Source organism: Haloferax sp. s1 (assembly GCF_058382125.1).
Genome location: NZ_JBZRPK010000631.1, coordinates 1 through 10,753 on the forward strand (window position 1 = coordinate 1; position 10,753 = coordinate 10,753).

16 protein-coding genes are annotated in these 10,753 nt (G+C 62.9%); 10 read left to right on the top strand and 6 right to left on the bottom strand.

Annotation, left to right across the window (positions count from 1 at the left end):
* The 3 genes from QT222_RS13685 to QT222_RS13695 form a co-directional block, all read left to right on the top strand.
* A partial coding sequence (locus QT222_RS13685; protein ID WP_491477487.1) for an AAA family ATPase occupies positions 1 to 424 on the top strand: 424 nt, incomplete at its 5' end.
* Positions 421 to 1,305 (top strand): DUF58 domain-containing protein, encoded by an 885-nt coding sequence (locus QT222_RS13690; RefSeq protein ID WP_491477488.1) that lies wholly within the window; start codon positions 421 to 423, stop codon positions 1,303 to 1,305. The genes QT222_RS13685 and QT222_RS13690, both read left to right, overlap by 4 nt.
* A gap of 85 nt (positions 1,306 to 1,390) precedes the next feature.
* Positions 1,391 to 2,629, top strand: coding sequence for an MFS transporter (locus tag QT222_RS13695; RefSeq protein ID WP_491477495.1), 1,239 nt, complete (start codon positions 1,391 to 1,393; stop codon positions 2,627 to 2,629).
* On the opposite strand, the gene QT222_RS13700 is transcribed toward QT222_RS13695, so the two are convergent.
* Positions 2,626 to 2,799 (bottom strand): hypothetical protein, encoded by a 174-nt coding sequence (locus QT222_RS13700; protein ID WP_231512906.1) that lies wholly within the window; start codon positions 2,797 to 2,799, stop codon positions 2,626 to 2,628. The two genes, QT222_RS13695 and QT222_RS13700, sit on opposite strands and share 4 nt — an antisense overlap.
* A gap of 172 nt (positions 2,800 to 2,971) precedes the next feature.
* On the opposite strand from QT222_RS13700, the gene QT222_RS13705 reads away from it, so the two are divergent.
* On the top strand, positions 2,972 to 3,421 hold the full coding sequence (locus tag QT222_RS13705) for an ester cyclase (protein WP_004572414.1): 450 nt from the start codon (positions 2,972 to 2,974) through the stop codon (positions 3,419 to 3,421).
* 81 nt (positions 3,422 to 3,502) lie between these two features.
* On the opposite strand, the gene QT222_RS13710 is transcribed toward QT222_RS13705, so the two are convergent.
* A complete protein-coding gene (locus QT222_RS13710) occupies positions 3,503 to 3,700 on the bottom strand; it encodes a DUF7501 family protein (protein WP_004572415.1) in 198 nt (65 codons plus the stop codon).
* 209 nt (positions 3,701 to 3,909) lie between these two features.
* Here QT222_RS13710 and QT222_RS13715 point away from each other — a divergent pair, with 209 nt between their 5' ends.
* Positions 3,910 to 4,335 (top strand): EamA family transporter, encoded by a 426-nt coding sequence (locus tag QT222_RS13715; RefSeq protein WP_004572416.1) that lies wholly within the window; start codon positions 3,910 to 3,912, stop codon positions 4,333 to 4,335.
* Positions 4,336 to 4,469: 134 nt separating this feature from the next.
* On the top strand, positions 4,470 to 5,033 hold the full coding sequence (locus QT222_RS13720; protein ID WP_491477489.1) for a thioredoxin family protein: 564 nt from the start codon (positions 4,470 to 4,472) through the stop codon (positions 5,031 to 5,033).
* Between the two features lie 147 nt (positions 5,034 to 5,180).
* On the opposite strand, the gene QT222_RS13725 is transcribed toward QT222_RS13720, so the two are convergent.
* Together QT222_RS13725 and QT222_RS13730 are read right to left on the bottom strand one after the other, a co-directional pair.
* Positions 5,181 to 5,609 carry an RNA-binding protein gene (locus QT222_RS13725; protein ID WP_004572418.1) on the bottom strand — a complete coding sequence of 143 codons (429 nt, stop codon included), beginning with the start codon at positions 5,607 to 5,609 and terminating at the stop codon, positions 5,181 to 5,183.
* Between the two features lie 35 nt (positions 5,610 to 5,644).
* Positions 5,645 to 5,851, bottom strand: a complete 207-nt coding sequence (locus QT222_RS13730; protein WP_004572419.1) for a hypothetical protein — start codon at positions 5,849 to 5,851, stop codon at positions 5,645 to 5,647.
* 159 nt (positions 5,852 to 6,010) lie between these two features.
* On the opposite strand from QT222_RS13730, the gene QT222_RS13735 reads away from it, so the two are divergent.
* Positions 6,011 to 6,580, top strand: coding sequence for an NUDIX hydrolase (locus QT222_RS13735; protein ID WP_491477496.1), 570 nt, complete (start codon positions 6,011 to 6,013; stop codon positions 6,578 to 6,580).
* A gap of 27 nt (positions 6,581 to 6,607) precedes the next feature.
* Here QT222_RS13735 and QT222_RS13740 read toward each other — a convergent pair whose 3' ends face one another.
* The gene (locus QT222_RS13740; protein ID WP_491477490.1) at positions 6,608 to 6,940 is read right to left on the bottom strand and encodes a 2Fe-2S iron-sulfur cluster-binding protein; all 333 of its coding nucleotides are present in this window, start codon (positions 6,938 to 6,940) and stop codon (positions 6,608 to 6,610) included.
* A gap of 108 nt (positions 6,941 to 7,048) precedes the next feature.
* Between QT222_RS13740 and QT222_RS13745 the strand changes: the two genes are divergently transcribed.
* The 3 genes from QT222_RS13745 (at position 7,049) to QT222_RS13755 (ending at position 9,172) form a co-directional block, all read left to right on the top strand.
* Positions 7,049 to 7,768, top strand: a complete 720-nt coding sequence (locus QT222_RS13745) for a DsbA family protein (protein ID WP_491477491.1) — start codon at positions 7,049 to 7,051, stop codon at positions 7,766 to 7,768.
* Between the two features lie 133 nt (positions 7,769 to 7,901).
* Positions 7,902 to 8,480 (top strand): TlpA family protein disulfide reductase, encoded by a 579-nt coding sequence (locus tag QT222_RS13750; RefSeq protein ID WP_491477492.1) that lies wholly within the window; start codon positions 7,902 to 7,904, stop codon positions 8,478 to 8,480.
* On the top strand, positions 8,480 to 9,172 hold the full coding sequence (locus QT222_RS13755; RefSeq protein WP_491477493.1) for a cytochrome c biogenesis CcdA family protein: 693 nt from the start codon (positions 8,480 to 8,482) through the stop codon (positions 9,170 to 9,172). Before QT222_RS13750 ends, QT222_RS13755 begins: the two co-directional genes overlap by 1 nt.
* 22 nt (positions 9,173 to 9,194) lie before the next feature.
* On the opposite strand, the gene QT222_RS13760 is transcribed toward QT222_RS13755, so the two are convergent.
* A complete protein-coding gene (locus QT222_RS13760; RefSeq protein ID WP_491477494.1) occupies positions 9,195 to 10,496 on the bottom strand; it encodes a DUF7405 family protein in 1,302 nt (433 codons plus the stop codon).
* Between the last annotated feature and the right edge of the window lie 257 nt (positions 10,497 to 10,753).

The following is a 10,753-nucleotide window of genomic DNA, read 5'->3' on the forward strand; positions in this document are numbered from 1 at the left end:
CTACCTGATGAGGAGCCTCGTGGATGACCCGGACCCCGACGAGGCGCGAACCATCGTCAAACAGTACGCCGAAGGCGGGTCGGTCCCCGAAATCGAGCGCGTCCTTCCTCGAACGCACCTGCTCGCGGCGCAGCGACTCGTCCAGCGAGTCCCCATCGCCGACGACATCCGGGACCGAACCATCGAACTCGTCCGCCAGACCCGCGAAGACGACGCAATCGAGTTCGGTGCGAGTCCCCGCGCGAGTATGTCGCTCGTCCTCGCGGCGAAGGCGCGGGCGTTCATCCACGGCCGGAGTCACGTGTCGTGGGAGGACGTGGCCGAGATGGCCGCACCCGTGATTCGCCACCGCATCATCCTCGATTTCCGGGCGGAGCGCGAAGGGCTGACACCCGACGACGTGGTCGAACGACTCCTGGAATGATAGACCCCGGTTTCCTCGCCGAACTCGACCGCTTCGACACCTCACTCAAGCGCGTCTCGAACGCGCCTTTGCAAGGCGACCAGCGGTCGCCGGACGTCGGCGAGGGGTTGACCTTCAGCGACCACCGACGATACGCCCCCGGCGACGACCCGCGACTCATCGACTGGAAGGCGTACGCACGGACGGAAGAGCTGTTCATCAAGCGATTCGAGGCCGAGCGCAATCTGACGGTTCACGTCCTCCTCGATGCGACGGCCTCCATGGACTTCGGCGAGAGCGACCTGAACAAATTCGAGTACGGCGCGAAACTGGGACTCGGCTTCTGTCATCTCACCGCCGAAGACAACAACGACTTCCAGTTCTCGCTCATCGGCGACGTGCCCGACCGCATCGACACCGACGCGTCGAGTCGCGGCGAAGTGCTTCGTCTGGTCAACCACCTCAACGAGACGACACCGACGGGCGACGGGGACATTACGGCGGCGCTGGAGGAGTACGCCGAGACCATCCGCTCGCGGTCGCTCATTCTCGTCGTCAGCGACCTCCTTTTTGACCCCGACGACGTCGCCGCCGGACTCGCCGCGCTCGCCCGTAACGACGTGGTCGTCGCGCAGGTACTCTCACCCGAAGAGATTGGCCCAGAAGCGACTGGTGATGCAATCTTCGAGGACCCCGAATCGGACGCAATCCGGCGGACCTACTTCGGCGGGACGGCCGCACGGAGATACAGCGACAGGCTTCAAGCGCACCTCGACGATGTCGAAGAGCGGTGTCAAGCGCTGGGAATCGAGCGAGAACTGGTCGATACCGGCGGTGACTTCTTCGACACGTTCGCCGGCCTATGGCTGGGTGCGCGACTCGGCGGCGACCACCGGGACTGAAAGGGGACTCGGCCCACATCTACCACCGGAAGACAGGCCTGCCGCGGACGGCGCGTTTTTCACCGCTGCGCTTGATTACACGCCCGTGACGGAGACACAGGAGTATCGGGTCGTCGGCCTCGTTTCCGGGTCACACGTCGTCAACCACGCCTATCTGGTCGCGCTCGCGCCGGTCATCGGCACGGTCGCCTCGGAGTTCGGTGTGAGCATCGCCGCCGTCGGCCTCGCTATCGGTGTTCAGGGGGCCGTCGTGACGCTCCTGCAACTCCCCTTCGGCTACCTCTCCGATTCGCGGAGTCGGACACTCGTCCTCGCACTCTCGCTCGTCGTCGGTACCGTCGGAATCGTCGCGACCGCCGTCGCACCCACGTATCAGTGGCTCCTCGTCTCACAGGCGCTTCTCGGCGTCGGCATCGCGGGCCACCACCCAGCGCAGTATCCGCTTCTCGCAACAGCCACCTCGGAAGCGAGTCGTGGCCGCGCGTACTCGCTGCACGCGCTCGGCGGGTCGCTCGGCTTCGCCGTTCCCTACGCAATCGCCGCCGGTGTCGATGCGCTCGGATTCGGTTGGCGGTGGTCTATCGTTGTCCTCGCCGTCCTCGGTGCGGGATTTTCGCTCGTCGCGCTGCCGCTCTCGCGGACTTTCCCCGAAGCGATTCGCAAACCAGCGGCAGACGACCGACCGGACTCTCGCCCGTCGATTTCGGCTGTTCGACAGGGTGCGACGGACCTCCTCGCGTCGTCTGGATTGATGGGACTCGCCCTTCTTTCGTTTCTCACCTCGGCGGCCGCGTGGTGTATCCGGACTTACTCGCCGCAACTGCTTGCTGACGGCTATGGCCTGCTTCCGAGTACGGCGAATCTCCTCGTCTCGGGGATGCTCGTCACGGGTGCGGGGACGATTCTCCTCGGCGGGGCGCTCACCGACCGTATCGGTCCCGGGAACGTCGCACTTGGCGGCTACGCGGCGCTTGTTGGATTAGCTGCTCTGCTCGCCAGCGGGTCGCTCCCGCTCGTACTTCTCGTCTTAGTGCTTCCCTTCAGTGGGACTATCAGCATCTCTCGCCCGGCGCGCTCGACGCTTGCGGACCGACTCTCGGCGCGGAGTGACCTCGGAAAAAGCTTCGCCGTCGTCACCATCGGTATCTCGCTCGGTGGGGCCGTTGCCCCGCCCGCGTTCGGTGCGCTTATCGACGTTTCAGGTGTCCGTGTCGCCTTCGGCGTCGTCGCCGTTCTCGGTGTCTTATCGCTCGGGATGACACAGTGGCTCCTCGGTCGGGTCGACGGGTCGGCACGCGACCCAAAGGCGGCGGCGAGTGATTAATCGCGGCGACTCACAGTCACACCGATAGCAACACCGATGACGACACCGATACCTGCACCGAGCGCCGAAAGGCCCAGGTCGCCACTAACTGCATCCACGAGGTAGAAGCTGACCCCGCCGAAAATGACCGCCGGGACGAACACTGCAATTGGAGAAATCGTATCTGACATACGACCGATTTCAACCCCAAATGTCATCAATTTGGTCATTTGTCACATCTCGTTCCGTTCTGGTCTCCCTCGTCTCGTCCTGTTCCGCCCTGTTCCGTTCTCCGCCGACGTTCGTGATGATAAGTATCCATAGCTAAGCCGCTGGTTCACGTTGTTTCGGGTGGTGGTGGAGATGTCAACAACAACCGAACAGGAACGACAGAACCGAGAATCGTTCATTCGCGTCGCGGAAGAACTGTGGAACAAGCGGAACTACGATGTCGTCGACGAGGAGTACGACCCGCTCGTCGAGGCGCACGCGTTTTCCGAACCGGATGGTGTCGTCGGAACGGAGGCGATGAAAGCCTGGGCGAAGAAGTACCACGACGCGTTCTCCGACTTCCACATCGAGGTGTTCGACGTGAAGGCGAAAGACGAGTTCGTCTACGGACGGTATCGTCTCACCGGAACACACGACGGAACGCTCCGGAGGGAAGGTGGCGACGATATTCCAGCAACCCACCGCGACGTTGAGACGTGGGGTCTCGTAGAAGCCCGCTACGAGGGTGGCCTGTGCATCGAAGAATGGAACAGCACGGATATCATGACGATGCTGTCGCAACTCGGCGTTGTACCCGAGTGAGCAGCCTTTTTTCGAACCGCCACGCTGTCGAGGGTCGGTATATCCAGAAAAATTCAGTCGTTGAACAGTGAGTGCAACTGCTCAACCGGACCATTCGCCGGCAACGTCGTCGGCGACTGCATCGCGCCACATTCCGAAGCCTTGCTGGCAGATTGGACTCTCGTCGAGGTGGTCCATGAAGCCTGCGCCTTCGCTTTCCAGTTCGGCGAGGCAGAACGGGCAGCGGGTTGGGTCGTCCCACGTGTGCGCGATGACCGAGGGGGATACGTCCTGGGACATGGAAACTAATATGCGAGAATACTTGATAAAAGTTTACCTTAATGCATTCTATGTCTCCATATGTATTCACAATACTCTATTTAGTGCTCAATCATAAATCAAAACTCGTCGCTGTCATCGAATCAACGCCGCTTCGCACCGTGTTGAGACTCTCTTGAATCGTAACCCTATACACGCTCGAGAGCACCTGTTCGGATGGTGAATTATCCGTGAATTACATCTCTTGGGCTGTCATCGCACTCGGTGCCTACTCACTCGTTGCACCCCTGATGAAAGTCGCAACGACGGGACAAGGAAAGATTCCGAGCGACGTCGCCGCACTCGTCGCAAACGGCGTCCTCGTCACTGCGACAATCGGCGTCATCGTCGTCTCCGGACAGAACGTATCCGACTCCGTCGTCAGCTCGAAACTCCCATACGTCCTCCTCGCTGGCGTCTGTCTGGCCGTCGGTATCCTCTCGTACTACCGGGCGCTCGCGCTCGGTCCCGTCTCCATCGTCGCACCTATCTTCGGGATGTTCCTCGCCGTCTCGTCGGTCGTCGGCATCATCGCGCTCGGCGAACCCGTGACGATTCGAAAAGTGGCCGGCATCGCCTTCGCCGTCGTCGCTGTCTTCCTCGTCTCCGTCGAGTAACGAATCCCGTCGAGAAACCACCGTTACTGGCTACTCGTCCCCCCGTTACTGGATATCCGTCCCCCCGTTACTGGATACCTATCTCGCACACCTCGCGGGCAACGGCTTTGTCTCTCGCGGGCGTAGCCCGCGACATGGTACTCTTGGAATCCGATTCGGAACTCGAACACGGTGACACCGCGCCCGACTTCGAACTCCCCGGAACCGACGGAGAAACCTACTCGTTGTCGTCGTTCGAGGGCTACGGTGCCGTGCTCGTGGTGTTTACGTGTAACCACTGCCCGTATGCGCAGGCGAAGTTCGACGAACTGAACCACCTCGCCGAGGTCTACGACGACCTCGCGGTCGTCGGAATCAACCCGAACGACGCCGAGGCGTACCCCGACGACTCCTTCGACCGGATGAAAGAACTCGCCGACGACGGCACGATTCAGTACACCGCGTACCTCCGCGACGAGTCACAGGAAGTCGCCGCCGAATACGGGGCAGTTTGTACACCTGACCCATTCCTCTTCGAGAACACCGACGACGGCTTCGAACTCGTGTTCCATTCCCGCATCGACGACGCGATGAGTCCCGACGACGAGGTCACGGACTACGAGATGCGCGATGCGGTCGAATCTCTCCTCGCTGGCGAGGATATTCCTGTCGAAGAGACCCCGTCGCAGGGCTGTTCCATCAAGTGGAAAGACGACTAACGAACGGAGTCGTCGTCCTCGCTAGCGTCGGCCGAGGACAGTAAAAATCGGGGGCTGACCGGAGATAGTCGGAGGCCGACCGGAGATAGTCGGGGACCGACCGGAAGTGGCCGGACCTCGACCGGGGACAGTCGGGTCCTCGAAGCCTTACTCGTCGCCGAGCAGTGCTTCGCGGGCGTTCTCTACGGCCGCTTCCTTCTTGGCCGGGTAGGCTTCGACTTTCGCGCGGAGCGTAAGCCCGCCGCCGCGCTTGACCGCACCGTTGAACGCTGCCTGTTTGTCCAGTCGCAAGAAGAACTCGGTGTTGTCGGTGACCCGCTGGTCGAGTTCATCCAACAGTGTCTCGAAGTCGTCGAGTTCGCGAATCTTTGCGAGCACGTGCCGAATGTCGTCCGCTCGCTCGATGCGCGCGGAGAAGACGACGATACGGTCGCCGTGGTGACCGGTGCTCTCGATACGGTCGACTTCGAAGTCGTCGGGGAGGAACGTCCGAAGCGCCTCCTCGACCCGCTTTTCGTCTTCCGTCTCGTAACAGAACGTGCGAAGGTCGATGTAGTGGAACGGAACGCGTGGCATTGTGGGTCTTCTCGGAGGCGTCGGTTTGTCGTCGGTTATTCGTCGTCTTCAGCGGCTGCTTCGTCGTCGGCTGCTTCGAGCTGGTCCTCGGCGATGCCGACTTCCTGGCCCTCGTCGAAGCTGATGGTGTAGGTCGGCTCACCGAACATGCTCTCGATGACCTGCGTGACCGTACCCGTCTCGCCGTCGAACTCGCTGTGCTTGTCGTTCAGGACGACCTTGTCGTCTTTCTCGAAGCTCATACGCACAGGTTCCGCGCCGCCGAATAAAAGGGCGATGGTTGGGCGTGAGGCGGGGGCCACACGCGCCCCGAACTGGGGTCGAAGCCGATTTGTGGAGTCACGTCAAACTGCGAGTATGCCGAGTTGTCCGCTCGCACATCGCCCGCCGTGCGCGCTCCGATGACGGTCGACGACCTCTGGTTCCTCGCCGACGAGGCCCGCCAACGCGCAGAACAGGCGTACCACCGCCTCCGCAGCGGTCACGCTGACTTCATCGAACCGGTCCACACCCGCCGCGTCTCACGGCCGCGCTTCCGAACGCTCGCAACGCGCGTGAAAGCCACTGGTACTCCCTATGGCGTCCACACCGTCGTCCGTCGCCGCGACGACGAGATACTGCTCGTCTGGCACGAAGGCGTCGACATGTGGGTCCTCCCCGGCGGCGGCGTCGACGACGGCGAGCGATTCCCCGAGGCGGCCTGCAGAGAACTCGCTGAAGAGGCCGGAATCACCGCCGACTACGGCGGACTCGCGATGGCGACCCGAGTCGATATCCGCTGTGACGGCCACCAGACGTGGGGCGTGATGCCAATCTACCGTGCCCGCGCCGAAACTGGAGTCAAACTCAGCGTGGACGACCCCGACGACGAGATTTCCGAAGCACGGTGGTTCCACGTCGACGAGATTCCCGCCGACACCCGCGACCGAGACGACCTGTTGAATTGGTACGGTCACGTCGCTGGCGACTGAGAGAACACGGGTGACACAGAAGGAGCATCAGTCAATCGGGTCGTCGTCGACGTGTTGCCCCCAGAACCCCGGGTACTTCTCGACCCAGATATCACCGAGAACGAGCGTCTGACACGCCAGTCGAAGCCCAGAATCCGGGTCGTGCGGCGGGAGTCGAAGCCGCCGCGTTTCTTTTTTCGTCCGGTAGGTTACGGGACCCTGAACCCGGACGGCGCAGGTCCCACACGAGCCTCTCCCGTGGCAGTTGAGCCACGACGAGTGACCGTTGTGTGGGGGTTCGCCGGCTCCCCGGAGCACATCCCGGAGGACCGCCCCTCGGTCGCACTCGATTTCTCGGCCGCGAAAGTGGACGGTTGGCACGACCGAAGGGAGGAGACACCGGGGTTAATCGATATCGTTCGAGACGCCGAATTCACGAGACTCGCGACACCTCGGTGAATCTAAGTCCGTCCGCTACCCAGACCGGGTATGCGCCAAACACGACGCGCGTACCTCGCCGCGACGGCGGGTGCGTTGACCCTGGGCACCGCCGGGTGCCTCGGGGGAGACGACGAGTCGGAGAACACCGCGACCGGCACCGAAACCGGAACCAGTACTGAATCCGATATCGTCGCCGACATCGGCTGTGACGTCTCTAAGCGCGATGCGGTCAGTTCCCTCTCCACGCCATCTCTCGGCCCTGACGATGCGACGGTCGTCGTCGACGGCTGGGAGGATTTCGCGTGTCCCCACTGTGCGACGTTCTCGCTCGACGTACTCCCGAAACTCCAATCTGAGTACGTCTCCGAAGGTATCGTCCAGTACCGTCACCACGACTTCCCGATTCCAGTCGACGACTGGTGGTCGTGGAAGGGTGCGTCGGCCGCCCGCGCCGTGCAGGACGAAACCGACGACGAGACGTTCTTCGAGTTCGCCCACACGCTGTTCGAAAATCAGTCGGACCTCGCCGGCGGCAACGCCGAAGAGTCCCTCACGACGCTCAAGGACCTCGCAAACGACGCCGAACTCGACGGCTGTTCTGTTGCTGCGGCCGCTTCGCGTGAACGCTATCGTCCGGTCGTCGAGGCGGACCGAACGAACGCCGTCGACGAACGCGGTTTCAGCGGGACGCCAACTGTTCTCGTAAACGGCGAACAGGTCAAACACACGTGGGACGACCTCCAGACCGCCGTCGAAAACGCTCGATAAGCTGGATTCGACGCGCACACTATCTCTCGCGCATGATTCGTGCACGACACCAGCGGTTCTTTAGGGCGAGATTGACTAGCCACCGTATGGCTACGACGCAATGGCCCCGCCGAGCCAGCCGAGGTGATACCCGGTGAGACGACGCGACCTCCTCAGTGTCCTCGCGGGTGCGGGCGTTGCCGGACTCGCAGGCTGTCTTGGCGGTGGGTCCGGGGGTTCGGGGTCCACCACAACTGAGGCTGATTCCGGGGAATCGACGGACACAGCGGATGGTACTGGACAGACCGGCGACCTTCCACTCGTCGTCGACACCATCGACGCGCAGGGGTCGACCGCGGGTGAAGTTCGCGTGCCCGTCGAAGGGACGCCGACCGTCCTCGACCTCTTTGCGACGTGGTGCGCGCCGTGTGTCGCACAGATGGAGTCCCTTCGCTCCCTCCACGACGAGTTCGGCGACGACGTGGCGTTCGTCTCGGTGACGAACGAGCGACTCGGCGGCGGACTCACCATGGACGACATCAAAAACTGGTGGTCCGAACACGATGGCTCGTGGACCGTCGGCCACGATCCCGAAAGCCAACTGATGCGTGCGGTTCGGGCGAACGGGCTTCCGTATCTCGTGGTCTTCGATGCCGACGGGTCGATATCGTGGACCCACCGCGGACTCGCCAGCGAGGAGAACCTCCGGGCAGCTATCGAGGACGTGCGCTGATGCCCGGGTCTGGTCTGGGTCTCGGTCTCGGCCTCGACCCCGCGTTCGCCGGGACGCTCGTGTTCGCCGCCAGCGCTGGCGTCGCAACCTTTTTCGCGCCCTGTGCGTTCCCGCTGCTTCCGGGCTACGTCGGTTATTACCTCTCCCGTGATGAGGCCGGCCTCGGCGGTGCAGTCACCCGCGGTTCCGTCGCCTCACTCGCGGCACTCGTCGTGCTCGGCGCTCTCGGTGGCGCTCTCGGATTCATCGGTACTCGAATCACCTCCCAAATCACGCTTCTCGAACCCGTTATCGGCGCGGCGCTCGTGGTCTTTGGTCTGCTTATGTTTACCGGACGTGCGCCGAGTCTCCACGTCGTACTCCCCGAGTACCGCGCATCAGTGGCTGGCTTCGGCATCTTCGGCGCAGTGTACGGACTCGCCGCCGCGGGTTGTGTCATCCCTATCTTCCTCGGTGTCGTCACACAGTCACTTGCGCTTCCGCCCGCGCAGGCGGCCATCTCACTCGGAGCCTACGCCGCGGCCGCCGCGCTCCCGCTTGCTATCGTAACGGTGTTGGCGGCCCTCAGTGGTGGTCTAATCCGGTCGTTTTCGGGGTACGTCGGGTCAGTGCAGAAGGTCGCCGCTGGCGTGATGATACTGGCTGGCGCGTGGCAAATCTGGCTCTCGCTGGGGTTCTTAGGGTACGTCTGAGTCGGTTGGCGGTATCGTCGTCTCACTCTTCGCCCGGCGTCGGTGCGTCCCCGGTCACCGTCGGCAACGCCCGCGATTGCCGCGGCGGCACGAGGAAATTGCCGCGATGTTTGGCGAAGATATATTCCAAAATCCCGTTGTTCACGCGCTGGCGGACGGTCGGAACGTCGGTCAGGTCGGTGCCGTTCATCGCCTCGCGGACCGCTTCGAAGTCGGAGATGCCGCGCTGGAGCGACGGGAAGTGGAGACTTGCCACGTCGTCGTCGGCCGACTCGAAGTGCCGCCGAAGGAGTTTGACGTTTCCTTCGTCGTCGCGGTTGGCGCGGGCGGCCTTCTGGGCGTGGCCGACGTGGCCGAACGATTCTGCGTCCTCGCGGATGCGGTCGACCATCGCGTCGATGCCGCTGTCGTCACCGAGGTTGTCGCCGATACCCTCCACGAGACCCTGCTCGGCGTGGCCCGGCGAGAACAGTTTCATGATGCGGTGGTACTGGTCTTCTTCGTCGTACCAGTCCTTGAGTCGCTGCCGGAGGTTCGCCATGTGTTTCGTGGTCCCGCCGGCAAACGGTCCCTCGTCGATGGTGACGTAGTCCTCGGTAGCTTGGTTCTTTGCGAACCCGGCTTTGAACCCCATGAAAAGTGGGGATTGTTTGGGGACCGGGTTGCCATCCGGGATGCCGTTGAGGTCCGACTGGTGTTTCGCGGGAAGCCCCGCACCGACGAAGCCGGTCCGTCGGTCATCGACCGAGAACACGCCCGAGAGGTCGGCATCGACCGCGACGCCGTTCGCCTCGTCGACTTCGCCACGGAGCGCCTGCTCGGCTTCGAGAACGACGTCGGCGCGGTCCGATGCGAGGTGAACGAGCGCGTCCTGTCGGTCGAAGTCTGGTGTTTCGAACGGTGAAAGCGCCCGCGGTTCGGGCAGGTCGACGCGCTCGGGAAGCGACTCGTCGAATCGCTGGAAGTACCGCGGCGAGTAGCCGACAGACCAGAGCAGACCCTCGTGGCTTCGCTCGTAGGCACGGTCGAGAACGCGGAAGGCTTGCTCGGTCGTCGCTCGCTGGTCCTCGGTCGGCGGTCCATCGCTGGACAGGTCGAGGTACAAAAGTATCTGGTGGTGCGGGACCTCGACGTTCCCGTGGTCGTCGGTCGCACAGACGTCGTTCCACGCGTGTTGCCTGTCTGGGAGGGTGTCGAACTCGGCGGTTCCCGCTGGTACGGGGTCGTCCGGTGCCCGGTCGAGGCATGCGGAGAGTGCCGCCGCGCCCCCGGCCGCAACTGCGGCTTTCAGGAACGCCCGGCGTGACGGAGACCCGTCGAACATACCTCGGCTAGGGACTTCGGGGGCAAGTCCGTTCTGGTGTGTGCGTCGAAGATTCAATCCGACACCTGAGTCACATTTCGTCGCGTTGGCGTTCGAAACGCACACCAAACGGCATTTGAGTCCCCACCCGATAATGAGAGTAATGAATCGACGAACGTATCTCCGTGCTGTCGGGACGGGCGCGGCAGTCGGACTCGCCGGTTGTCTCGGCGGCATCGGCGGAAACTCCAACGTCTCACTTTCGAAACCCGAACGCG